Here is a 24,290-nt window from a genome sequence, read left to right as displayed (position 1 = left end):
TGCCGCCCTGCTTCTCGGTATTCGCCACGCGCAGAACGTAGGCTCTACGCATGAGGACCGCCTATCAGGAGCAGCTCGCGGATTTGTCCGGGCGGCTGGGCGAGATGTGCGGGTTGGCCGGCTTGGCAATGGAACGAGCCACCCAAGCACTTTTGCAGGCCGATCTGGTGCTCGCCGAGCAGGTAATCACCGATCACGAACGGATCTCGGCGCTCAGCGTCCAAGCCGAGGAAAGCGCCTTCGTCCTATTGGCATTACAGGCACCTGTCGCCGGCGACCTGAGGTCGATCGTGAGCGCGATTCAGATCGTCGCGGACATCGACCGGATGGGGGCACTGGCGCTACACGTCGCCAAGATCGCCCGCCGCCGCCATCCCCTGCATGCGCTGCCCGAAGAGGTCAACGGCTACTTCTCCGAAATGGGCAGGGTCGCAGTCGAATTGGGTAACAGTGCGCAGGAAGTGTTGATATCCCGCGATCCGGAGAAAGCTGCTCGGATCCGCGAGGAAGACGACGCGATGGACGACTTGCATCGCCACCTGTTCAGCGTGCTGATGGACCGGGAATGGCGTCACGGCGTGGCCGCCGCCGTCGACGTGACTTTGTTGGGCCGCTTCTACGAGCGCTTCGCCGACCACGCGGTAGAGGTGGCGCGCCGGGTGATCTTCCAGGCCACCGGGAAGTTCGCCGAGAACGAGACGACACCCACCACGCACTAGTTACTAGTGGTCGCGACTACCCAATAGTCGCGACCCGCGGCGCCCGGCCACGCCGCGCTTGCGATCGCTCCTACCCAATGGTCGCGACCCGCGGCGCCCGGCTACGCCGCGCTTGCGATCGCTCCTACCCAAACCGGCCGGAGATGTAGTCCTCGGTGGCTTTCTGGGTCGGGTTGGAAAAGATCTTTTCCGTGTCGTCGATCTCGATGAGACGTCCCGGCTTGCCGACCGCCTCCAGGTTGAAGAAGGCCGTCTGATCGCTCACCCGGGCGGCCTGCTGCATGTTGTGGGTGACGATGACGATGGTGTACTCCTGCTTGAGCTCACTGATCAGTTCTTCGATCGCCATGGTCGAGATGGGGTCGAGCGCCGAACACGGCTCGTCCATCAGCAGCACGTCGGGTTGGACCGCGATGGCCCGAGCGATACACAAGCGTTGCTGCTGCCCACCGGACAATCCACCGCCCGGCTTGTCCAGTCGGTTCTTCACCTCATCCCACAGGTTGGCGCCGCGCAGCGAGTGCTCCGCGGTCTCGTCGAGCACCTTGCGATTACGAACGCCCTGCAGCTTGAGGCCGGCCACCACGTTGTCGCGGATTGACATGGCCGGGAACGGGTTGGGCCGCTGGAAAACCATCCCGATCGCCCTGCGCACTCCGACCGGATCGATGCGGGCGCCATAGATGTTCTCGTCGTCAAGCAGGACACTGCCCTGCACGCGCGCGCCGGGGATCACCTCGTGCAGGCGATTCAGCGTGCGCAGCACGGTCGTCTTGCCGCAGCCCGACGGACCGATGAACGCGGTCACGCTGCGGGGCAACACCGACAGCGAAACGTCAGCGACCGCATGGAACGGCCCGTAGTAGATGTTGACCTCTTTGAGGTCCAACCGTTTAGCCACGTAGTGCTCCTGCCTCGGTCCTACGACTTCTTAGGGGCAAAGATTTTCGCGACCACCCTCGCCCCCACGTTGATCATTGCAATCAGCAGAATCAGCGTCAGTGCGGTGCCCCACAGCCGATCAGTGGGAATCTGGCGGGCGCCGGCGCCGACAGCAGTCTGGTCATACATCATGCCGGGCAGCGACCCGATGAACCCGCTGAACATGTCGAAGCTAACGAAGTGCGAATAATTCACCAGGACGAGCAGCGGCGCCGTCTCGCCCAGCACTCGTGCCAACGCCAGCATTATTCCCGTCAGAATGCCGGACATGCCGGTGGGTAGCACCACCCTGGCGATGGTCTTCCACTTCGGAATCCCGAGCGCGTAGCTGGCCTCGCGAAGATCGACCGGAACCAGCCGCAGCATCTCTTCGGTTGCCCGTGCGATCACCGGCAGCATCGACAACACCAGCGCCAAAGAAACCGCGAACTCGGAACGAGGCAAACCCAGCGCCCCCACCCACACTGCATAGATGAATAGCGCCGCGACGATCGAGGGAACGCCGGCGAGGATATCCACCGTGAAAGTTACCAGCCGCGCCAGCGGGCTACGACCGCCGTATTCCACCTGGTAGATCGCGACCAGCACACCGAGCGGAATCGATATCGCAGCGCAAGTCAATCCAAGCAACAGGGTGCCGACGATCGCGTGGACGGCGCCACCGCCGGCGACCAGCTCGGTATTACCCGCCTGGGAATGCGTCCACCAGTCACTCGAGATGAGCACGTGCGCACCTTTGACGACTGTCGTACCCAAAACCCAGCCCAACGGCAGCAAGGCAACCACCATCGACGCCGTCACCAGGACGGTAGCGACTCGGTCGGCGAGTCGTCGTCGGCGACCCATCGCCGAGATAGTCCGCCACTTCAGTGGGCGCTCCAGCATCGAGGTCACGTCCGGGTTCTCCCCGCTCGCGTACCGGCTACCGCAGCACGCGCCAGAAAATTCACCACGAACGTCAGCAAGAAAAGCACCAGGCCCGCGGCAATATAGGCGCCCGCGTCGTATTGGTTGTCGAATCCGGGCGCGGCGGCGGCGATCTGGCTGGCCAAGGTGGGGTTGCCGTCGAACAGCGACCAACCGAACGCCCGCTCGGTGCCACGCAGGATAATCAGCAAGGCCACTGTCTCACCCAGAGCCCGGCCCAAACCCAACATGGCACCGCTGATGAATCCGGATCGCCCGAACGGCAGCACCGTCATTTTGACGACCTCCCAACGGCTAGCGCCCAGCGCCAGCGCGGCCTCGATCTGCCCTTGGGGAGCCTGAACGAACACCTCGCGGGTGACAGCGGTGATAATCGGCAGGATCATGATCGCCAGGACGATCCCGGCGGTGAAGATGGTGCCGCGGGTGGCGGACGGCGTGTTCCCGGCGTCGAAAATGATCCAGCCACTGAGGTGGACGTTCAGCCACGTGGCTAGCGGCCGTAGCTGCGGAGCCAGTACGTGCAGACCCCAGACGCCGTAGATGATCGAGGGCACCGCGGCCAGCAGGTCGACCATGTATGACAGTGGCGCGCTGACCTTCGGCGGGGCGTAATGGGTGAGGTAAAGGGCGACCCCGAGTGCCACCGGCATCGCCAGAGCCAGAGCGAATATCGAGGCAAAGACCGTGACCTGCAGCAACTCGAGGATTCCGAACCGCAACGCCGACGCATCGGCTGTGGCCCATTTGCCGCCGTAAGTGAAAAAGTTCTCGCGGTTGGCTTCCAGGGCCGGCCATGCGTGCCACAGCAAGAACCCACCGATAGCGGCGACCAGGACAACGATCAGGGCGCCGGAACCCTCCGCCAGCCGCCGGAAGATACGGTCACCCAACTGCGGCTTGGCGGCACCCCATGGGCTGATCGGTACGACGGGTGGTTCAGGGAAGGGTACGGCGACGACGCCACCCGAACCTGCATCGGTTGGGTTTGGCTTCGTCACATTGCTCTCCGTCGGCTCTCCGTCGCTTCTGCATCGATGATCCCGACGATGGTTCCGTCGATCCAGTACTTATCGCTGGCTACTGCCGGACAGTTCGCTGCTAGAGGGCCGAGCTAAGACACGGCGTATGCGGTGTCGACGCTGTAGACGGCAAAGCCCGTCTTCTCATAAGTCCGCACCGCGGCCGAATTATCGGACTCCACGTACAGCATGGCCGTGGGATTCGGCGCGACGGCCAGTCGTTGCGCCAGCGACTCAAGACCGATCGACGTCAACATCTGTCCAAGACCGGTGCCTTGCGCCGCAGGGTCGACGCCCAGCACATACACCTCACCGAGGCCTTGGGGGTCGGGATGCACCTTGGTCCAGTGGAAGCCCAGCAGCTTGTCGGCATCGTCGGCCGTGGGATCCGGGAAGGCCAGGAAGAGTCCGGTCGGATCGAACCATGACTCGCCACGACGCTCGTCCAACTCGCGTTCGGTCCAGCCGCCCTGTTCGGGGTGATACGAGAACGCCGCGTTGTTGACTCGCAGCAATTCGGCATCATCGGACGGACCCGCGTAGGTGCGGATCCGCACGCCGCGCAAACGATCGGGGACCCCGGGTGCAGGCACGTCCTGAAGCGGGCGTCGCATCTGCACCAATTCCCGGACGGTGACCAAGCCCAGCGCCGAGGCCGTTGCCCGGGCCGATTCGAGCGTGCCGTGCGCCCAGAACTGATTGAGCCCGCCGGTCCGAGCCAGCGCCGCGCGCGCGAGGGCGGTGCCAATGCCGCGACGGCGGGCCTCCGGATGCACCACCAACTCCGCCATCGCGCCGGTCCCGTCCCGCGCCGGGGTGAGATTGAGGTATCCGGTGATCCCGGCACCGGTGCCGTCCGCAGGTTCGGTGGCCAGCAGATGTTCGGTGCGGTCCTGCGGCAATTCCCGCAGCACCTGCTCCCCGACCGGGGCTACTCCATCGAATTCTGTTGCCGCCGTGATGATTTGGCGAATTGCCTGCTGTTCATCAGCGGTCAGCGCCGAACGCCAGTCAGTCGACGTCACTGACTGCGCATCGGGTCGGCCAGCGGGTCCTGGAGCGAACCCGAGCGGCCTTCGTGACCGCCGCCGTGGCCGTCGGCCTCGACATCGTCGTCGTCGGGTTCCGCGACGGGCGAGCGCCCTCGCGCGGGCCGAACCGCCTTGTAGCCGACGTTGCGCACGGTGCCAATCAGGGCTTCGTGCTCGGGGCCGAGCTTTGCCCGGAGACGGCGCACATGCACGTCAACGGTGCGGGTGCCGCCGAAGAAGTCGTAACCCCAAACCTCATGCAGCAGCTGCGCGCGGGTGAAGACCCGGCCGGCGTGCTGCGCGAGATACTTCAGCAGCTCGAATTCCTTGTAGGTGAGGTCGAGCGGGCGGCCACGCAGTCGTGCCGTGTACGTGCCCTCATCGATCACCAACTCACCCAGGCTCACCTTGCCGACGCTTTCCTGATCGGCCAAGCTGCCCCGGCGGCCAACCACGAGCCGCAAGCGGGCCTCGATCTCCGCGGGCCCGGTAGTAGGCAACAGGATCTCGTCGAGGCCCCAATCGGCGCTGACGGCAACCAACCCGCCTTCGCTCACCACAGCCAGCACGGGAACCGAGCGGCCCGCCGTACTGAGTAGGCGGCACAGACCGCGCGCCGCAGAGAGATCGTTGCGGGCGTCAACGAGCACGGCATCCGCGTTACCGGCTTCCAGTAATGAGGAAGCCTCCGCCGGTGCAGTCCGCACGGCATGGGGAAGCAATGACAGGGAAGGCAGGACCGGATCGGGGTATAGCTCCGAGGTCAGCAGTAAAAGCTCCAACAAGCCCCTCCTGCGGTACGGGGAAGGCGTCTCCCAACCAATCGCGAAATATGACGTTACGGCCAGCTCACCTAACGATAACTTGCGACCTGGTCTTTGGCCGTATGGACGAGCCGTCTGCCAGACGGTGCGCTTTGGAAACGGGCCGTTGAATTGAACTGAATTCAACCCGAAGCCGGCACTCGAGGACCAAAAGAGCCGATCAGCCGCAGCGCCTGAGGCCACGGCACCGGACACCTGGTCGTCGGATTCCCGAATTCACGCGTCACGCCGGCCGCAGCAGCCCCCACCGGCGGGAATGCCCGATCCGCGCGACTGCGGATGATCGACGACCACGCCGTTCAGGCCCGGCGACAATCATCAAACCCTCGGCGATTTTCGTCGGGGGCAGACCGGTGTCGCGGCATCATCGCAGCCCGCCGGGGTCGAGCGATGATTGTGACCAATACAACAGGGGCAGCACGCGGTGTCACAATGTCCGGATGCGCAAGGGCCTGGTCGGTGTCACAGCCACGGCGATCACCGTCGGCGTCCTCGGGCTTACCGCCATCGGCGTCGACTACGGCACCAGCATCTATGCCGAATACCGGCTCTCGGCCACCGTGCGTAAAGCGGCGAACCTGGGTTCAGACCCGTTCGTGGCGATCCTGGCGTTCCCGTTCATCCCGCAGGCGATGCGGGATCACTACAACGAGCTGGAAATCAAAGCCAACGCCGTCGACCAACCGGAGATCGGCAGGGCGACACTCGAGGCCACCATGCACTCGATCGACCTTGCCGACGCATCGTGGCTGATCAGGCCGGCAGCGAAACTACCGGTGGGCGAGCTGGAGAGTCGCATCATCATCGACTCCGTCCATTTGGGCCGCTACCTGGGCATCACCGACCTGATGGTCGAGACACCACCGCAGGAATCCAACGACGCCACCGGCGGCACCACCGAATCCGGGATCTCGGGTAACCACGGACTGGTGTTCAGCGGCACCCCGAAATCAGCGAAATTCGATCACCGGGTAAGCGTGTCGGTGGACCTGTCCATCGCCCCTGAGGATTCTGCGACCTTGGTGATCACCCCCACTGGCGTGCTGACCGGCCCCGACACCGCCGATCAGGCAGTTCCCGACGACAAGCGTGCTGCGGTACTGCAGGCATTCACTAAAAGAGTGCCCAGCCAGAAGCTTCCGTTCGGGGTGGCACCGAACACGGTCGGAGCGCGTGGATCGGACGTCATCATCGAGGGCATCACTCATGGGGTAACCGTCACGCTCGAGGGCTTCAAACAGTCGTGAAGACCGCAGTTCGCGGGCCCGGGTGGCTTGCGAACCGGCCGTTCGCCCGCTGTTGGCTTGATCACTGTTTCATTGGGTAAGATGACCGACGTGTCAGCCCGCATCGAGCTTCTGCTCACCAAGTGCCGCACAGTTGTTCTGTGCCGCTGCGCGGGTTGTTGCTGTCGCTGTAGCTGCTGAGTAGCCGCGCCGATCTGCGCAGCACTCGGAGCTAGCCCCCGGAGTTCTCGGAGTGGCATGTCTCCACGCGCACCAGGCGTACCTAGGAGTAATTCCGTGTCGAATACGAACACGACCCGCGTGCGCGGACGTCCGCGGACCGCGGTGCCGCCCGACTCCACCCTGACTGACCACCGTCTGCATCAGAAAGAAATCGAAAGGATCCCCAACCATGGCACGCTCTGACGTCCTGGTCTCCGCCGAGTGGGCTGAGAGCAATCTGGATGCCCCAGACGTCGTCTTCGTCGAGGTAGACGAGGACACCAGCGCTTACGACGGCGGCCACATCGCCGGCGCGATCAAGCTGGATTGGCGCGACGACCTGCAGGACGCGGTCAAGCGCGACTTCGTCGACACCGAACAGTTCTCCAAGCTGCTCTCCGATCGCGGCATCTCCAACGACGACACCGTGATCCTCTACGGGGGTAACAACAACTGGTTCGCGGCCTACGCGTACTGGTACTTCAAGGTGTACGGCCACAACCAGGTCAAGCTGCTCGACGGCGGCCGCAAGAAGTGGGAACTGGACGGACGCCCGCTGTCCAGCGACAAGGTGAGCCGCCCGGCCACCTCCTACACCGCGTCAGCACCGGACAACACCATTCGCGCGTTCCGTGACGAGGTGATCGCGGCCATCGGCGTGAAGAACCTGGTTGACGTGCGCTCCCCCGACGAGTTCTCCGGCAAGATCCTCGCGCCGGCCCACCTGCCGCAGGAGCAGAGCCAGCGACCCGGGCACATCACCGGCGCGATCAACGTGCCATGGAGCAAGGCCGCAAACGACGACGGCACCTTCAAGTCCGACGAGGAGTTGACCAAGCTGTACGCCGACGCCGGCTTGGACGGCACCAAGGAAACGATTGCCTACTGTCGAATCGGGGAGCGTTCGTCGCACACCTGGTTTGTTCTGCAGGAATTGCTCGGACACCAGAACGTCAAGAACTACGACGGTAGTTGGACCGAATACGGCTCCCTGGTGGGCGCCCCGATCGAGTTGGGAAGCTGACATGTGCTCTGCACCAAAGCAAGGACTGACGTTGCCGGCCAGCGTCGATCTTGAAAAGGAAACGGTGATCACCGGTCGCGTCGTCGACCGGGACGGCCAGTCGGTGGGTGGCGCGTTCGTCCGCCTGCTCGACTCCTCCGATGAGTTCACCGCGGAGGTCGTCGCATCGGCCACCGGCGACTTCCGGTTCTTCGCCGCGCCGGGATCGTGGACCCTGCGCGCCTTGTCGAAGCTGGGCAACGGTGACGCCGTGGTGGCGCCGTCGGGCGCTGGCGTCCACGAGGTCGACATCAAGATCGCCTGACCGGGAAGCCACACCGAACCGCATGTTCTCATCGGACGCCATCGCCGAATAGACTCATCGACGTGGTGCTGTTCTTTGAGATCATGCTGGTCCTGGCGACTGTGGTCATCTCCTGGTTTGGGCTGTACTCGCTGTATCGGCTCATTACCGACGAGTCGTGACCTCCGCTGAGGACCCCGACGCTTATCAGGACGAAGCTGTCGACCCTGGACGCTCTGGCGACCATGCCGGTAACGGGCTGTCGCAGGCTGCGGAACGCTCGAAGCTGACCGCTTCCCGCAACATCCCGGCCTACGACGACTTGCCCGTCGCGGCCGACACGGCGAACCTTCGCGAAGGTGCCAACCTGAGCGATGCGCTACTCGCATTGCTTCCGCTGGTCGGCGTCTGGCGCGGCGAAGGCGAGGGTCGTGACCCCGAGGGCGACTACCGGTTCGGTCAGCAGATCGTCGTCTCGCACAACGGCGGGGACTACCTGAACTGGGAGGCCCGGTCGTGGCGGCTCGACGAGGCGGGCGAGTACCAGCAGCCGGGCCTGCGTGAAACGGGTTTCTGGCGGTTTGTCAGCGATCCTGACGACCCAAGCGAGTCTCAGGCCATCGAGTTGCTTCTGGCCCATTCGGCCGGATACGTCGAGCTGTTCTACGGACGGCCGCGCAACCAGTCGTCGTGGGAGCTGGTGACCGATGCGCTTGCCCGCAGCCGGTCCGGAGTGCTGGTCGGCGGCGCCAAGCGGCTGTACGGCATTGTCGAGGGCGGCGACCTCGCCTATGTCGAAGAGCGAGTGGACGCCGACGGCGGGCTGGTGCCGCACCTGTCGGCGCGACTGACCCGATACGTCGGCTGACCCGCCGCTGGCTGTACGGATGCATCGCAGGAGAACGGCCCTACCCCAGTTGCGGTGGGCCATGTCCACTCTCGCGGTGCTGCTGATCGGCTACCTGGCCGCAGTGGCGTTCCAGCCCGCCATCCTCGATGAACTGCCGGCGGGCCTGTCGTGGTTCGGCCGACCAGGTTCGATGACGACGACCACAATCGTCGTCGCCGTGCTGGCCACCGTGTGTGTGATGACCTTCCGGTCGAACAGCAACCACCACCTGGTTGGCGTTTCGTTCACCGTGATTGCAGTGCTTATCACCATGAGCGCGATCCTCGGCCTCAGCTCATATTGGAACTGCCACGACGAAAACCATCCGGCTGTATTTACGCCCCTGATGCTGACGGCTCAGTTGATCAAGGGCAGCAGTGGCGACTATTCGCTGGGTGGCCGAGTCTGTCCGAGCCCGACACCCGTCGGCCTCGAACTGGCTCGAATGGCAGCGGTATCGGCCATCTTCACCGGCCTGGGCGGGGTGGTGGTCGGCGTATTCCGGTCCCAGGTCGATCGGCTGAGGGCCAATTTCGCCGATTCCGTCACCGCCATCGTGGGGATCGACAACGACACCGAGTCGATTGTCAGCGGCGTCGCGCGGACCTTGGACCGGCGCAGCACGTTGGTCGTCATCACCGGCGCGGCAGACGATCGGGTGGCGCGAGTCCGCAGGCTGGGCGCCCGAGTGGTGTTGGCCGACTTCAATGAACCATCCACGATGGTGTCGTTGCGGCTGTGGCGCCGACTCGGACGGCTCTACCTGATGGCACCCGATCCGGCCGTCAACCTGTTGTGGCTGGACCTGATCAGCCGTCGACTGGCCGAGGTCGCCAACAAGCGGCGGTTACCCCTGATCGTGCGCATCGACGATCCGTGGCTGGCCGAGGCCTGGCGCGCCCAGCAGTTCGGCGGATCCGACACCCGTTGGGCGGCCGACGTGGTCGGCAAGTACGAGGTGACGGCCAACCGGCTACTGGACGGAATCATTGCCACCGGCCGAACCAAGCGGGTATTCGTCTGCGGCACTTCACAATTGACCTTGGCGCTGTGCGCGGACCTGACTCGCCGCGCGCTGGAGCGCGAGTTCTACACTCCACCCGGTGCGTTGCCGTTGCCGGCACTGACGTTGGTGGAGCGAGACGCCGATGAATACCTCAAGGATCACGAGTTCTACCGCCGGCAAGCAGGATTCGCATCCGACGGCCCGATGATCGACGGGGTGTCGGAGGCACCGACGATACCCACCATGTTGCGTCTGATCGGTGACACCGAGCCCACCACCAGCGCGGTGATCCTGGTGGACACCCACACCTCGACCACCGGCACCCGGCTGGCTGCTCGCTTCCCCGACATGCCGGTGTTCACCTCGGACAACAACACCAGCCTCGACGACGACGCGATACAGGTCGTCGGGCTGCTGCAGTCCTACTCCCTGGTCCTCGACACCCGCGAAGGCCAGGTCCAGGATGCCTGGGAACGGGCGGCGCGCCTGATACACGAGCGGTATGTCGCGACCATCGATCCCAGCTGGACGCGTGGGCCCGCCGCGGTGCCGTGGATCGAACTGGACGAGTTCTACCGCGGCTCAAACCGGCGGCAGGTGCGCAACGCATTGTGGATGGTCGAACAGCTCGCCGGGCACACCTGGAACACCTGGGGAAGCCCCCCGTCGCAACTTTCCGGTCAGGACATGGCCGACGCACCGGCACTCGAGCAGCTTGCGCTGCTGGGTTTCGACAACTATTCGGCGTTCGCGATGGCGCGGGCGGAGCACGAGGACTGGTGCCGTTACTACCGTCGCAACGGCTGGAAGTACGGCACCCCACGGGATGACGCGCGCAAGATCCACGACAAGCTCGTCGATTGGCCCACCGTCGAGAGCAATCCGGCTCTCCTGAACGCTGCGGTGCGCAGTTTGGCGGCCACCCTGTGGAGCCTGCGCCAACTGGGCTATCGGTCCAGACCGCTGTGGCGGACTTTTTCCCGAGTCGGCACGATCGCCGCGACGCAACGCGATGAACCGTGGACGTGGACGTCGGACTCCGGACACACCATGCACGCCAACGCCGGCGACTGGGAGGTGCAGTCGGACGGCAAGACCTGGTCGGTGCGCGACGACATCTTCGGTGCCACTTATGAACCGGCTTCTGACGGGCTGTGGCAGCGAAAGGGTCATGTGCAGGCCCGGCCGGCTCAACCGGGTGAAACGGTCAGCACTCTGGAGGGGCCCACCACAGCCGCCGACGGTGACTGGATCGTGCGGGGCGCCGAAGGCGAGCAGTGGCCGGTCCCGGCGCATGAGTTTGCTCAGCGTTACGCCGAATTCCATCCACCGGCGGAGGTACCCGCTCACGACGGGAAATAGGTGCCGATTGTGACGATTGCTGCCTTAACTTCCGTACGCTAGCGTCGCATGACGGTGTCGGCGCCGTCTTGAATCCCTTTGCCCTCTAATGAGGAGACTCTGTGGCCATATTCATCAGTTACTCGAGCTCGGACAGAACGTCGCTCGAAGCACTGACCACCGCGCTCAAGCGTGCACAACAAAAGGTCTGGTTCGACCAGGAACTCGGCGGCGGTGACGCGTGGTGGAACGCCATTCTGGAGCAGATCCGCTCGAGCGACGTATTCATCGTCGCGCTTTCGAACAACTGGCTGCAGTCCAAGCCCAGCCAGGCCGAATTGCGCTACGCACAAGCGCTGAATCGCCCGATTCTGCCGGTCCAGGTGGGTCCGGTGGACAGTGTTCGGGTCAACCCCGTCTCCGCGCTGCAGATCATCGATTACCAGAATCCGACCGTCGATGCCGGCATTCAACTGGTCACCGCGATACACGCGCTGAGCGGCAAAGCTGAGCCACTGCCGTCACCGTTGCCCGAAGAGCCGCCGTTGCCGTTCGGCTACATCATGCGGTTGGGCAACACCCTGTCGGAAAAGGAGCTCACTCCCCAGCAGCAGATCCAATTGCTGGTCGAATTGCGCTCGGGTTTCGACGAAGACGGCTCGGATCCCAGCGCGCGCAGCGATATTGCACAACTGCTGCGAATGCTGCGCATGCGCCACGACGTCACTTACCGCACACGCACCGAAATCGACAATGTGCTGGCAGAGATCGAAGCCAAAGACGGTGCACCGGCCAAGAAAGCGGTCGAGGCCAAGGCTGCGCCCGTCGCCGCGGCACCCGCCGCGCCACCGCCACCCAGCGCCGCCGCTCCCGCACGCCCGGCAGCGGGGCATGCCGCGCCGGCACCTGGCGCTGGCGGCGGGTCGAACAAAAAACTCCTAGTCATCGGTGGCGCCGCTCTGGCGGCCGTGGTGGCGATCGTGTTGATCGTCGTCTTTGCTACCGGGGGCGGCGGGGGCGGCCGCAAGCCTGCCGCGAAATCGAACGCCACCGAGCCGACTGCGGCCGCGCCGTCCGGGACAGCCGGCAGCAAAACTGACGCTATCCTCCTCGGCGCCGCCGACATCGGAAACGTTGTGGGAGATCCCGCCATGGAGGCGGGTACGCGCGGCGAATTCCGTGCCCCGCAGGGCGAAATCTCTGATCAAGCGTGCCTCTCGGCTTTCGAGCCGTTCCAGGAATCGGTGTATCGACCCCACGAGCCCACCGCGCCGCACAGTCAGGTGGTCCACTCGGCCGGCGATGCGCACCGGGTGGTCGAGGCCGTCGCGAAGTTCCCCACCGCGGAGAAAGCGCGCGCATTCGTGGAGGAGTCGGCAGGAAAGTGGGGAGCCTGCGCCAACAAGACCGTGAAATTCACTGGGACTAACGGCAAGTCCGCTGAGTGGACGTTCGCGGATGTCGGCGGGGTCGCGCCGAAGATCACCCAGGTACGCGCCGAGGTCGGCGTCGAGAATCGGACCTGCCAGCACGCGCTCAGCGCGGCGGGCGATTTGGTGATCGAGGTCCAGGCGTGCGGAAATGACATCACCGATGCCGGTGGGCGGTTGGCCGAGCAGATTGCCGCTAAAGCACCGAAATAAACAGACGCCGCGCGAACTAGACCGGTTCAGCCGGGCGGGTGATCCGGTCAAAGAGAGGATGCGGGTGGTTTCCCAAAATGTCCTTCACGCTCGACATTCCGAGCTGGCGGGATAACCCAGATCGCGGCATTTCCGGGTCGGAAAACTCGAACGATTGCCTAAGTGAGGTAAGCAGCCAGCGAGAGCAGCCAGGGCTTCGCCCAGTTCAGGTCGCCAAATATCCCGCTGTAGATCGGATAGCCCAGGTCTCTACCGCCGGTTCCGGCGTGTCCTCCGGCGCCCAAGAAGAAGCCACCGTCACCGCCGAGGCCGCCCGCAGCGGGCAAGTAGACATCGCCGCGTGGTACGTCGGTGGCGAGGTACCCGCCGACGCCGGCGGCCCCTCCGTCTCCACCGAAGCCAACCGGGTAGAGAAAGGGATCGCCGTTGATAAGCCGACTGAAGAAACCGAAGTCATAGTGGCCACCACCGCCGCCGTCGCCGCCGTAGTGGATGCCGTCACCGCCAGCGCCGCCGTCGGCGCCCGTGCCGATGAAGCCGAGAATATGGCCGGTGCCGCCGTCTCCGCCGCGGCCGCCATCAAAGCCGGTGCCTCCGGTGCCGCCGACGCCGCCGCTGCCGAGAATCCAGCCGCCATCCCCGCCGGCACCGGCGTAACCCCCTACGCCGCCGGCCACGCCCGGTCCGCCTGCGCCACCAACGCCGCCGTTGCCGAAAAGCAGGCTGCCATAACCGCCAAAACCGCCACCGCCGCCCGAGACGCGGTCGCCCACGCCCGTCCCGCCGACGCCACCGGCGCCGCCGTGGCCGAAAATCCAGCCGCCGTTACCGCCGTGACCTCCCCACCCCGCACCTTCCCAGAGCGCACCATTTTCCCGAGGGAACGGGTAGTAGCTCGCCGTGTAGTCCCCGCCGGCGCCGCCAGCCCCACCATGACCGAAGAGCAAGCCGCCGTTGCCGCCGTCGCCACCGTGTTCGCCGGGCGCGCCGGATCCTCCGTCGCCGCCATTGCCGAACAGTATCCCGCCGTCGCCTCCGCGTTGTCCGGTGCCCGCGGCGCCGTCGACGCCATCACCTATCAGCGGGCGACCCAACAACGACGAGATGGAGGGGATCAGCGGGCGACCCAACCACCACCCGGCGGACGCGTTGATCTTCGCGACATAGGGGTCTGTGATCTCTTGCAGCCAACCCAGTGCTGATGAATTCGTCGCTTCGGCGCTGGCATAACCATTTGTGGACGCGGTCAGTGTCTGCACGAATTGGTTCTGGAACGCCGCGGCTTGCTCGGCCAACGCGAAATAGTCCTGGCCATACTGCGAGAACAGGCGCGCAATGCCGGCTGACACTTCGTCGGCGGCGGCAGGCAATATCGCTTGAGCCGAGCTTGCGACGGCTTGGTGCGCCTCATCGAGCGCCGCGCCAATTGTCGCCAAATCGGTTCCTGCCGCCGACAACAGCTCCGGTACCGCAATAACTGCTGACATTGCTCTCTCCCCCATGTTTTTCACTGATAGCGCCGGCTGTGCTGGGCAGGTGATCCGCTTGAGGAGAGGATGTGTGATGTTTCCTAAAGCTTTCTTAACGCCAGGGTTCGGGGCCGACGGTATGTCCGCGGGCGTACACCATGTCTATGCGATCGACAGAGACATTTGGGCGCGTCGACGCCGAAAACCTTTTGCGCTCTGGGGATCCCGACCCGGCAGCACTGTGCGCTCAGATCGAGACGGTGACGCAGTACACCGACTTCTGGCGCCCTGTTGGGCTTTACGCCTATCAGACGCACTATGACTGCATCATTGGGCAAATTCTGACCGCTGCCGGTCGTCGCGACGAAGCGCGAGCACGAATCGACGCCGCGCTGGAACTGGCTGAGCAAACTGGGATGCACTTTTTCGACGCCGAATTGCTCCGCGCCCGGGCTCATACCGACTCCGACCCCGACACGGAGGCTGCGCGGGCGGGTCGTCCTCGCCTGAGATTCTCCCTGCCGACGCCAGGACCTCGGCGCTGCAGGACCGCACGGCACCAGTTGATGACGGTTGCGCCAGCGAGGTGCGGACTGAATTTCAACTCAGTTGGCAGGCGGCAAAGTAAGCCAAGGCTCGTTTTAACGAAGTGATGTCTTTGTCCTGCTCGGCAACCAATTTGCGCAGCCGCGCCAACTCGATGCGTTCCGCCGAGGACAGCGGCCCCTCGCTACGCGCCGCTGCCGTCGTGACATGGCGGCGCTCGTCGGCGACGATACGCCCGGAATCGATCAGGCGATTCGTCCCGCCGGCTCGATGCCCACCTGCCAGAGGGAACCCCATGGCTATGAAGCCCGGCGGCAGGTTTGCCAAGCCGTTGGCGGTTGCGCCCGCGACAGCCGAGCAGACACCGGTGGGCTGCGCGGTGCGGATCGCGCTCGTCCAGGCCGGCGGTACCGACAGCGAACCTAGACTGACTGCCTGGCCGATAATGCCAACAATGCCTTCGCCAACGACACCTGCCGTCATTGTGCTGGCGCCTGCGGCACCCGTCGCCGTCTCCGTCGTGAGAGCGCGTGCGCTGGTGCAGGCCGTTGATGAAGTGATTTCTGATGTTCGGGGGCCGAAATCCATTGCTTGATCGCCTTCTGCCCGGAGGGTTTGCGTTGGTGTGTTCACAGTCGCCCGGCGTCCTTAACGGTTTCCTAAAGCGATCCGGAATCGTCAACGTTTCGGAGCTCATCCGAAGGCACAGCAACAGGTTGGTCGCGCCCAAGTGCTCGGTCGCCGGACGGTGCGCCGTAGCGTTAGCATGCGATGCTGCGCATCGGTGCGCGTTGCCGACGGGGTGATCGCTACTGGACAAGCGGACCGAGTGTGGGCAGCCAGAATGGACAGACACGGCAGTGGGGGGTTCGCCGGCGACGGGAGATAAGACTCCGCTCTTCGGCCTGCTGGGAACACTGACGATGTCAGTCGACGGTAGGAACGTACCGGCCGGTACCCCTAAACAGCGCGTCGTGCTGGCGCTGCTCTTGCTGAACCGCAATCGGGCGGTGCCCGTGGATTCGGTGATCAACGCGGCCTGGGGAGAAGATGCCCCAGCCGAAGCCCGTGCGAGTGTCCATGTGTACGTCTCGAATCTGCGCCGACTGCTTGGAACCGGAGGTGTCGCCGACCCCCGCGCTGTGCTGCAGAAGGCGCCGCCCGGGTACCGCATGAATGTCGGCGACACAGACGTGGATCTGCAGCGGTTCATAGTCGAGAAGGCGGCCGGACTGCAGGCCGCGTCACAGGGACAATTCGAAGATGCGACCAGCCATTTCACGGCCGCGTTGGCCGAATGGCGAGGAGCATTTCTAGAAGACCTGCGTGATTTCGAGTTTGTCGAGACCTTCGCCGTCGCGCTGATGGAGGACAAAATCGCCGTTCACCTGTCGCGGGCACAGGCCGAAATTGCGTGCGGGCGCGCCACATCGGTGGTCGGTGAACTGGAAGCGTTGGTGACCGAACACCCCTACCGGGAGCCGATCTGGGCCGAGTTGATCACCGCCTACTACCTGTCGAATCGTCAATCCGACGCCCTGGATACCTTTAAAAGGTTGAAGGCCACTCTGGCCGACGAGCTTGGCATCGACCCCAACCCCATGCTGGTCACTCTCCACGAACGGGTTCTGCGCCAAGAGAAATTCGATGTGAAGCAGTCAGCCAGAAACACCGCAGCGCACACCATCCTCAGCACCCGAAGCAGCACCTTCGGGGGTAGGTCGGGTGCCGCGCGACTACGCGGGCTCTCCGGGCGGACTTACCCGTTGGATACTGCTGCCATGCGGATCGGCCGCCTTCCCGACAACGACATCGTCCTGCCCGACGCGACGGTCAGCCGCTACCACGCCGTCATCATCGACACGGGGACCAGCTTCGTGATCAACGACGCTGGTTCAGCCAACGGTGTCAGGCTGGGACGCACGCGCATTCGCGGCAGCTCTCCACTTACGGACGGCGACCGCATCGTGATCGGCGACAACGAGTTCGTCTTCGAACTGCATGAATCCGAGGACGGCCAACCCGCCGGCCCTGATCACGTCGGGCACTAGCCGACTACGGAGCCCCGGTCCTCGTCCAGCGGAAACCCGACGACAGACGATGCCCACCTAATCTGTCCCCCCGGTAGGTCCCCGGACCGGGCCGAGAAATGGAGCGGCCCCCGAGCCGCTTTCTGGTTGGACTGACCAGAAGCTCGGGGGCCGGGTGACTGCGGGAAATTTGCCAGCGCGCACGCTGACTCTTCCGAGCCACTGCTGCTAGCGCGCAGCCACCTCACATGTCCATGAAGCTATCAATTTCGCGGACCACCTCCTCTCTTGTGTAAAACCGACGCTACCGCGACTCCGGCCCGCTCACAACACAATTAAGCGCTCAGCGATCAGCGGCTATCGCAGCGTCGACGAGTTCCGCGAATTTGTTCGCGAACGCCGGCCGCAGCAGCCGACGGCCGTCCAGCGTGTGCACGCGGGCCGCCAACGTCATGCTTGAAACCAACCAAATACCCTGAGCTGCAACGAGATCGGCGAACCGCAAGGCCCGGTAGTCGCAGTCGTAGCCTCTGCCGCGGGCTGTTTCGAACAGTGCCTGCTGGGTCGTTCCCCGCAGGATCGGGTACCACGGCGGCGGCGTCAGCAGACACGGGTCGGGGCCGTCACCTTCCACAGCGATCACCACCGTCGAACGCGGACCTTCCAGGATGAAGCCGTCCGAGCTGACGAAGATGACGTCGCCGGCGTCCTGGCGCGCAGCGTGGCGCAGCGAGGCCATGTTGACCGCGTACGACAGCGTCTTGGCGCCGGCCAGCAGCCAGGGCATGGCGTCTGCCCCTTTGGCCGGCAACCCCCGGTCCAGCGTGATCGCCGAAATGCCGTCGCGGCGAACCGCGGTGACGCGGTCGGGGACTGGGGTGACCATCACGTAGGCCGTCGGGGACGAGCCGCCTTCCCGGCCGCGGCTGTAGATCAGCCGCATGGCTGCTTCGTCGCCGGTGCCACCCAACCACTGCCGCGTTGCCACGTCGATCGCCCGACGCCAGCCGGGGAGGTCAGGCGCCGGCAGATCCATCAGCTTGGCGGACTGCGTCAGCCGCTGCAGATGCGACTCGATCAGGCATGCCCTGCCGTCGCGGACCAGCAGCGTCTCAAAAACTCCGTCGCCGCGGACAGCCGCCAGGTCATCGGCGGACAACAGCGGTGTCCCCGGCTCGGCGATCACACCGTCGAGCGTGACCACCACACTCGTCTGCTCAGTCACGCCTCCGAAGCCTAGTGGCAGGGCGCCCAGTGAACGCCGCCGTAAGGTTGATGTGTGTCAGCACCAGTCCCCGCACCAGATCCCGGACCCGACGCGGGAGCGATTTGGCACTACGGCGATCCGCTCGGCGAGCAGCGGGCCGGCGAAACCGACGCCATTCTCATCGACCGCTCGCACCGCGCCGTCCTCACGCTCACCGGTGGCGATCGCCAGACCTGGCTGCACAGCATCTCCACCCAACACGTGAGCCAACTGCCCGATGGCGCCAGCACGCAGAACCTCAGCCTCGACGGCCAGGGCCGGGTGGAAGACCACTGGTTGCAGACCGAACTGGGCGGGACAACCTATCTCGACACCGAGCCGTGGCGCGGCGAACCGCTGCTGACCTATCTGCGCAAGATGGTCTTCTGGTCCGATGTCGCTCCGGGTTCCGCGGACCTGGCGGTGTTGTCGCTGCTCGGGCCACAGCTGGCCGACCGGGCGATCCTTGACGCGTTGGGCTTGGATGCCTTGCCGCCCGAGTGGTCGGCGGTCCCCCTGAGCGGTCCCGGATTTGCGCGTCGGATGCCCAGCACACAAGGCGGCCCTGTCGAACTTGATCTGCTGGTACCGCGAGGTGAGTCGGCCGAGTGGCAACGCCGTCTGACCCAGGCGGGTGTGCGCCCGGCCGGCGTCTGGGCCTACGAAGCGCACCGGGTGACGCACGGGGTGGCCGCCCGGCGCGCGCGCCTCGGCATCGACACCGACGAGCGCACCATCCCCCATGAAGTGCGCTGGATCGGTGGCCCCAGCGAGGGTGCCGTGCACTTGGACAAAGGCTGCTATCGAGGCCAGGAGACCGTCGCGCGGGTGCACAACCTGGGTAAGCCGCCCCGGATGCTGGCGTTGCTGCACCTCGATGGCTCAGCGGACCGGCCGTCGACCGGCGACGCGGTACTCGCCGGTGGTCGCGCCGTCGGGCGCGTCGGGACGGTGGTCGACCACGTAGACCTGGGGCCGGTGGCGCTGGCACTGCTCAAACGCGGCATACCTGTCGACACCGATCTGGCGACTGGCGCCGACGGCGACGTTGCCGCAGCGATCGACGCCGAATCGCTACCGCCCGCCGATCAGGTGGGCGCCGGTCGGTTGGCCGTTGAGCGCCTCCGAGGCCCGCGGTAGACGATTAGTTGTGACGTCCGCAACATCGCGGTGCGCTGGCGGGCTCCGCTGGCAGGGCGCGCCCACGTTCAGCCGTGCGGCACGGTAAGCTGTCGTCAGGACAATAAGACACAAGAGATCGGAGCCGCCTACGTGTTAGGCCGCTCCGTTATTTCGCGAGGGGGTTCCCCCATGGGCCGCGGCCGGGCTAAGGCAAAGCAGACCAAGGTTGCTCGAGAACTGAAATACAGCTCCCCCCAGACCGACTTCACGCGCCTTCAGCGCGAACTGTCCGGGACGAGCACCGATGAATCGGACCATGGGGATGGCGATTCGTGGGACAGCGACGACGACTGGCGTCGCTAGAACTGACAGCCCAAAAGTGCCGGTGCCTTGCGCACCGGCACTGAAGCTGTTCAGGGCTTGCAGACCCGCATCTCCGCACCCCCGCGGCGCGGGCGTCGCACTGAACTCAGTCGGCAGGAGCGTCGCCGACCGGCGACGTAAGCTGCCTCACCAGCTCCCCCATGTCGGCGAGGTCCCAGACATCAGCGAACCTGCCGTCTTCCACGCGGTAGATGGTGAACTCCGAAATCGCCACCCGGCGGTTCGTTGCCGCAATGCCCTGGAACGTGGCGCGGTGTGTCCCAGTCACCGAAAAGTGCAGGGAAATAAGGTCGTTGTCGATTGCCAGATTTTTCACTTCCCAGTGCCAATCGGGAAAGGCTGAGAAGATCGGCGCGAACTGAACCGCGACGTCGGCCGTATACATCGGGGCGTCATTCACCCTGATTGCCGGGCTATAGAACGTCGACATTCGATCGACGTCGTGCGCATTGCATGCCTCGAGGTAGGACCAGTAGAGGTCTTTGAGCTCGTCGCGCGAAGTCACCGGCAGCGCACTCCTATTCCATCGACTCGCATTTCAGTGAGCCGGAGTTTTAGAACCTTGGATGTTGCCCGACGAGCTTCGCCCGTGGACCTTCCTTCCCACCCTTTCCGACGGTGCCCAGGACCCAGCAGTCCAGGTGCCGCGCGGTCAGGATGGCCAAGGCACGATCGTTGTCCTCGGGAGCCACGATGGCGATCATGCCGACGCCCATGTTGAACGTCTTCTCCATCTCGGCCCGAGAGACACGGCCGCGCTGGGCGATCATGGCGAACACCGGGGCGGGCGTCCATGTGCCACGGTCTACCTCGGCGACCAGGCCCTGCGGGATGACGCGTGCCAGATTGCCGGCCAGACCTCCGCCGGTGACGTGGCAGAACGTGCGCACATGGGTCTCGGCGGCGAGCGCCAGGCAGTCCTTGGCGTAGATCCGGGTCGGCTCCAACAGTTCTTCGCCCAGCGTGCGACCAAACTCCTCGATATGGCCGGCCAGGTTCATCCGGTCGATCTCGAGTAGCACGGAGCGGGCCAGCGAATACCCGTTGGAATGCAGACCCGAGGATCCCATCCCGATGATGACGTCGCCGGGCTTCACCCGGTCGGGCCCCAGCACATCGTCTGCCTCGACGACGCCGATTCCGGTGGCCGAGATGTCGTAGTGGTCGGGCTCCATCAGGCCGGGGTGTTCCGCGGTCTCGCCGCCCAACAACGCACATCCGGCGATCACACAACCATCGGCAATACCGCCGACGATGGCCGCGACCCGTTCCGGGACGGTTCGTCCAACCGCGATGTAGTCCTGCAGAAACAACGGTTCGGCGCCGCACACCACGAGGTCGTCGACCACCATCGCGACCAGGTCGAGGCCGACGGTGTCGTGCTTGTCCATCGCTTGGGCAACCGCCAGCTTGGTACCGACACCGTCGGTCGAGGCCGCGAGCACGGGTTCGCGGTAGTCGCCGCGTATCGCGAACAGGCCCGCGAATCCGCCGAGTCCACCACGCACTTCTGGTCTGGTGGCTTTTGTCGCCAGCGGCTTGAACAAGTCGACCGCTCGGTCACCGGCTTCAATGTCCACCCCGGCTGAGGCATAGGTGACACCCTGGTTGGCCGCGCCTCGTCTGGATTTTTCTTCGGGATCGGTCATCGCGATAAAGGCTACCGTTCGGCACGCACCGCCGGTAACGGTTACCTCTCGGAAGGCTTTACGTCAGTGCGAGACGGGGACGTCGCCGGGGACTTCTTCGCCGGAGAGATTGCCCAGTACGGCCCCGCGCGCGGCATTGGCGAGCATGTGGTCGATGACGTTCTTGCCCAACGCGCTCTCACTGGGCAGCTCAATCGGATACGTGCCGTTGAAGCACGCGGTGCACAGCCGCGACGTCGGTTGTTCGGTGGCGGCGATCAGACCGCGCAGCGAGATGTATCCGAGCGTGTCGGCGTTGATGGCATGCCGAACCGCATCGAGCATCTCGTCCTCGGCTTCGACGGCATTGGCGATCAACTCCGCCGGTGACGGGAAGTCGATGCCATAGAAGCACGGCCATTTCACCGGCGGCGACGCGATTCGCACATGTACTTCCACCGCGCCGGCTTCACGCAGCATCCGCACCAACGCACGCTGGGTGTTACCCCGCACGATCGAGTCGTCGACGACGATGAGCCGCTTGCCGCGGATGACCTCTTTGAGTGGGTTCAGCTTCAGCCGGATGCCCAGCTGGCGAATGGTCTGCGACGGCTGGATGAAGGTGCGGCCGACGTAGGCGTTCTTCATCAGGCCTTGGCCATAGGGGATGCCGGACTCCTGGGCGTAACCCACTGCGGCCGGGGTACCGGATTCCGGCACACCGATCACCAGGTCGGCGTCGACCGCACACTCCCGGGCGAGCTGGCGACCGATGTCCAACCGCGCGCCGTGTATCGACCGGCCGCCGATGGTGCTATCGGGCCGCGCCAAGTAGACGTACTCGAAGATGCAGCCCTTCGGCGTGGGGTTGGCAAAGCGGGTGGACCGGACTCCGTCAGCGTCGATCGCCAATAGCTCGCCCGGCTCGATGTCGCGGACGAACGAGGCGCCGACGATGTCGAGCGCAGCCGTTTCGGACGCAACCACCCAGCCACGATCCAGCCGTCCGAGCGAAAGGGGCCGCACGCCGTGCGGGTCGCGGCACGCATAAAGGGTGTTCTCGTCCATGAAGGTCAGGCAGAAGGCACCACGCACGGTCGGGAGCAGCTCCAGCGCCGCCTGTTCCAGGCTGGAATCGGCCGAACCATGGGCCAACAGCGCGCCTAGGATGTCCGAGTCCGTCGTCGCCGGGGCCGGGTAGCGCTTAGCCATCAGCCCGGCATCCCGGGCGCGTGCGGCAAGCTCAGCGGTGTTGACCAGATTCCCGTTGTGGCCCAAGGCGACCCCGGTGCCGGCAGCGGTGTTTCGGAACACCGGCTGAGCGTTTTCCCATGTGGTGTCGCCGGTGGTGGAGTAACGGCAGTGCCCGATAGCGACGTGGCCTTCCATAGCCGCCAACGTCTGTTCGTCGAACACCTGACTGACCAGACCAAGGTCTTTGAAGACCAGGACCTGAGATCCATCGGCTACAGCGATGCCCGCGGCTTCTTGGCCGCGATGCTGCAACGCGTACAAACCGTAATAAGTGAGCTTGGCGACGTCTTCGCCCGGGGCCCAGACCCCGAACACACCACACTCTTCACGAGGCGAACTGAAATCTTCTGCGGGCTGCTCTACGGTCACGGTTTGACGGCTCCCTAAGGCGCGGTTAGTGACGTCTACGGAGTCTACGGCCCGCATGGACCGGCCGCGCAATCACTTCTGGCGTGTTGCCGTTTTCCGCGAGTGTCGTGTCGACACAAAACCACAGGTCAACGGCCTAAATCGAGCAGCGGCAGCCAGTGACAAATTTCACTTGCCCGCGCGCCGGAAAGGGTCAATCTGCCACCTTCTACCGCTTCATTCAGCCCCATCAGTCCCGTTGCCACCAATAGCCACGTGCGTGCATCGGACTCGACCACATTGGGCGGCGTACCACGGGTGTGCCGGGGTCCGGATATGCACTGCACAGCCACAAACGGCGGGATGCGGACCTCGACGCTGGCGCCGGGCGCCAGGCCGGCCAGCGTGCGCGCCGTGAGCCGGACCGCTTCCGCCAATACGCCGCGTTCCGGCGGTGCAGAACCTTCGTCGCGCAACCAATCAGCGATGGACACCACGGCTTGCCGAGTCTTTGCTGGATCGGCTTTATCGCGAGCTGCCATACCTTAGGGTCCCAGAATTGCGGAGCCGAGATCACGCGCGACGGGTGTTCCGGCGGCCCAGTGTGTGGACATCTATCCGAAGACATCCCGCAGATTCCGGCGAATGTGGCCGCCGAAATCAAAGCGACCACGGGCGGGGCCGTATCTGACACGGGGAGCCATCGATCTGACTCCCACCGCGCAACTGCTCGACGAATACAGCCCTGAGATCTTCTGCACCCTGCGCAACTACGAACAGGTTGCGCCACGGATACGTAACGCGCTGGGCTCCAATGGTTATGCGCTCGGAGCGAACTCCGCGGGCGGCATCACGGGGCCACCGACCTACATATACCCGGAGAATCGGCCTCGGACCAATGCCCACGGCCGACCCGGCGCAATGCCCGGCTGCCGGCAAACAATCGCCGGGAACCTTTGGTCCGCAACACTTTTGGTGATGGATTAGGCGCCATACAACCACTTCGAGCCGGAGTCACCGTTGATAGTGGACTACGGGTGGGGCCGTCAAATCGGCGACTGCACCATCAATCCGTGAGCGCACGGCGCTGCGGGAAGCGGCAGCGCTCGATATGACGTCGAGGTAAACCAGAAGTTAACGGCAGGTGTCCGTTTCGGACTGAAT

21 protein-coding genes and 2 pseudogenes are annotated in these 24,290 nt (G+C 64.7%); 11 read left to right on the top strand and 12 right to left on the bottom strand.

Annotation, left to right across the window (positions count from 1 at the left end; all coding sequences use genetic code 11):
- The first annotated feature begins 50 nt into the window (after window positions 1-50).
- The gene (gene phoU, locus ACZY1I_RS07270) at window positions 51-719 is read left to right on the top strand and encodes a phosphate signaling complex protein PhoU (protein WP_463753685.1); all 669 of its coding nucleotides are present in this window, start codon (window positions 51-53) and stop codon (window positions 717-719) included.
- Window positions 720-843: 124 nt separating this feature from the next.
- Here phoU and pstB read toward each other — a convergent pair whose 3' ends face one another.
- The 5 genes from pstB to ACZY1I_RS07245 all read right to left on the bottom strand — a co-directional run bounded on the left by pstB (window position 844) and on the right by ACZY1I_RS07245 (window position 5,426).
- On the bottom strand, window positions 844-1,620 hold the full coding sequence (gene pstB, locus ACZY1I_RS07265) for a phosphate ABC transporter ATP-binding protein PstB (protein ID WP_463753684.1): 777 nt from the start codon (window positions 1,618-1,620) through the stop codon (window positions 844-846).
- 20 nt (window positions 1,621-1,640) lie between these two features.
- Window positions 1,641-2,555 (bottom strand): phosphate ABC transporter permease PstA, encoded by a 915-nt coding sequence (gene pstA / locus ACZY1I_RS07260; protein WP_463753683.1) that lies wholly within the window; start codon window positions 2,553-2,555, stop codon window positions 1,641-1,643.
- Window positions 2,552-3,589, bottom strand: a complete 1,038-nt coding sequence (gene pstC / locus ACZY1I_RS07255) for a phosphate ABC transporter permease subunit PstC (protein ID WP_463753682.1) — start codon at window positions 3,587-3,589, stop codon at window positions 2,552-2,554. Before pstC ends, pstA begins: the two co-directional genes overlap by 4 nt.
- Window positions 3,590-3,702: 113 nt before the next feature.
- Window positions 3,703-4,635 carry a mycothiol synthase gene (gene mshD, locus ACZY1I_RS07250; RefSeq protein ID WP_463753681.1) on the bottom strand — a complete coding sequence of 311 codons (933 nt, stop codon included), beginning with the start codon at window positions 4,633-4,635 and terminating at the stop codon, window positions 3,703-3,705.
- Window positions 4,632-5,426: a winged helix-turn-helix transcriptional regulator gene (locus ACZY1I_RS07245; RefSeq protein WP_463753680.1), complete on the bottom strand. Its 795-nt coding sequence runs from the start codon at window positions 5,424-5,426 to the stop codon at window positions 4,632-4,634. Before ACZY1I_RS07245 ends, mshD begins: the two co-directional genes overlap by 4 nt.
- 479 nt (window positions 5,427-5,905) lie before the next feature.
- Here ACZY1I_RS07245 and lmeA point away from each other — a divergent pair, with 479 nt between their 5' ends.
- From lmeA to ACZY1I_RS07215, 6 genes are all read left to right on the top strand, one after another.
- A complete protein-coding gene (lmeA, locus tag ACZY1I_RS07240; protein WP_463753678.1) occupies window positions 5,906-6,712 on the top strand; it encodes a mannan chain length control protein LmeA in 807 nt (268 codons plus the stop codon).
- A 391-nt stretch (window positions 6,713-7,103) separates the two neighbouring features.
- Entirely contained in the window at window positions 7,104-7,937 is an 834-nt protein-coding gene (locus ACZY1I_RS07235; protein ID WP_463753677.1) for a sulfurtransferase, read from the top strand.
- A gap of 1 nt (window position 7,938) precedes the next feature.
- Entirely contained in the window at window positions 7,939-8,241 is a 303-nt protein-coding gene (locus ACZY1I_RS07230) for a DUF1416 domain-containing protein (RefSeq protein ID WP_463753676.1), read from the top strand.
- A gap of 238 nt (window positions 8,242-8,479) precedes the next feature.
- On the top strand, window positions 8,480-9,088 hold the full coding sequence (locus tag ACZY1I_RS07225; protein ID WP_463754327.1) for a heme-binding beta-barrel domain-containing protein: 609 nt from the start codon (window positions 8,480-8,482) through the stop codon (window positions 9,086-9,088).
- A 61-nt stretch (window positions 9,089-9,149) separates the two neighbouring features.
- Window positions 9,150-11,477 carry a hypothetical protein gene (locus tag ACZY1I_RS07220; RefSeq protein WP_463753675.1) on the top strand — a complete coding sequence of 776 codons (2,328 nt, stop codon included), beginning with the start codon at window positions 9,150-9,152 and terminating at the stop codon, window positions 11,475-11,477.
- A 101-nt stretch (window positions 11,478-11,578) separates the two neighbouring features.
- Entirely contained in the window at window positions 11,579-13,099 is a 1,521-nt protein-coding gene (locus ACZY1I_RS07215; RefSeq protein WP_463753674.1) for a sensor domain-containing protein, read from the top strand.
- Between the two features lie 584 nt (window positions 13,100-13,683).
- Here the strand turns inward: ACZY1I_RS07215 and ACZY1I_RS07210 are convergent.
- Together ACZY1I_RS07210 and ACZY1I_RS07205 are read right to left on the bottom strand one after the other, a co-directional pair.
- Window positions 13,684-14,586: pseudogene (locus ACZY1I_RS07210) on the bottom strand (PE family protein); the annotation flags it as partial.
- 582 nt (window positions 14,587-15,168) lie between these two features.
- Entirely contained in the window at window positions 15,169-15,747 is a 579-nt protein-coding gene (locus ACZY1I_RS07205; protein ID WP_463753673.1) for a PPE family protein, SVP subgroup, read from the bottom strand.
- Window positions 15,748-15,974: 227 nt separating this feature from the next.
- Between ACZY1I_RS07205 and ACZY1I_RS07200 the strand changes: the two genes are divergently transcribed.
- Window positions 15,975-17,165 carry a BTAD domain-containing putative transcriptional regulator gene (locus ACZY1I_RS07200; RefSeq protein ID WP_463753672.1) on the top strand — a complete coding sequence of 397 codons (1,191 nt, stop codon included), beginning with the start codon at window positions 15,975-15,977 and terminating at the stop codon, window positions 17,163-17,165.
- Window positions 17,166-17,487: 322 nt separating this feature from the next.
- Here the strand turns inward: ACZY1I_RS07200 and ACZY1I_RS07195 are convergent, their stop codons facing one another.
- Complete coding sequence (locus ACZY1I_RS07195) at window positions 17,488-18,351, bottom strand: aminodeoxychorismate lyase (RefSeq protein ID WP_463754326.1); 864 nt, start codon at window positions 18,349-18,351, stop codon at window positions 17,488-17,490.
- A gap of 72 nt (window positions 18,352-18,423) precedes the next feature.
- Between ACZY1I_RS07195 and ygfZ the strand changes: the two genes are divergently transcribed.
- Window positions 18,424-19,530 (top strand): CAF17-like 4Fe-4S cluster assembly/insertion protein YgfZ, encoded by a 1,107-nt coding sequence (gene ygfZ, locus ACZY1I_RS07190; RefSeq protein WP_463753671.1) that lies wholly within the window; start codon window positions 18,424-18,426, stop codon window positions 19,528-19,530.
- Between the two features lie 171 nt (window positions 19,531-19,701).
- The gene (locus tag ACZY1I_RS07185; protein WP_463753670.1) at window positions 19,702-19,875 is read left to right on the top strand and encodes a DUF3073 domain-containing protein; all 174 of its coding nucleotides are present in this window, start codon (window positions 19,702-19,704) and stop codon (window positions 19,873-19,875) included.
- A gap of 106 nt (window positions 19,876-19,981) precedes the next feature.
- On the opposite strand, the gene ACZY1I_RS07180 is transcribed toward ACZY1I_RS07185, so the two are convergent.
- The 4 genes from ACZY1I_RS07180 to ACZY1I_RS07165 all read right to left on the bottom strand — a co-directional run bounded on the left by ACZY1I_RS07180 (window position 19,982) and on the right by ACZY1I_RS07165 (window position 23,668).
- Entirely contained in the window at window positions 19,982-20,401 is a 420-nt protein-coding gene (locus tag ACZY1I_RS07180; RefSeq protein ID WP_463753669.1) for an ester cyclase, read from the bottom strand.
- 49 nt (window positions 20,402-20,450) lie between these two features.
- A complete protein-coding gene (gene purM, locus ACZY1I_RS07175) occupies window positions 20,451-21,545 on the bottom strand; it encodes a phosphoribosylformylglycinamidine cyclo-ligase (RefSeq protein ID WP_463753667.1) in 1,095 nt (364 codons plus the stop codon).
- Between the two features lie 63 nt (window positions 21,546-21,608).
- Window positions 21,609-23,147, bottom strand: a complete 1,539-nt coding sequence (purF, locus tag ACZY1I_RS07170; protein WP_463753666.1) for an amidophosphoribosyltransferase — start codon at window positions 23,145-23,147, stop codon at window positions 21,609-21,611.
- 128 nt (window positions 23,148-23,275) lie between these two features.
- Complete coding sequence (locus tag ACZY1I_RS07165; RefSeq protein WP_463753665.1) at window positions 23,276-23,668, bottom strand: sterol carrier family protein; 393 nt, start codon at window positions 23,666-23,668, stop codon at window positions 23,276-23,278.
- Between the two features lie 130 nt (window positions 23,669-23,798).
- On the opposite strand from ACZY1I_RS07165, the pseudogene ACZY1I_RS07160 reads away from it, so the two are divergent.
- Window positions 23,799-24,203, top strand: a pseudogene (locus ACZY1I_RS07160) (MCE family protein); the annotation flags it as partial.
- Between the last annotated feature and the right edge of the window lie 87 nt (window positions 24,204-24,290).

The sequence above is a fragment of the Mycobacterium sp. IDUB_37 genome (assembly GCF_055419245.1).
The sequence above is the reverse complement of the archived record's forward strand: the minus strand, read 5'-3'. Positions and strand labels throughout refer to the sequence as shown.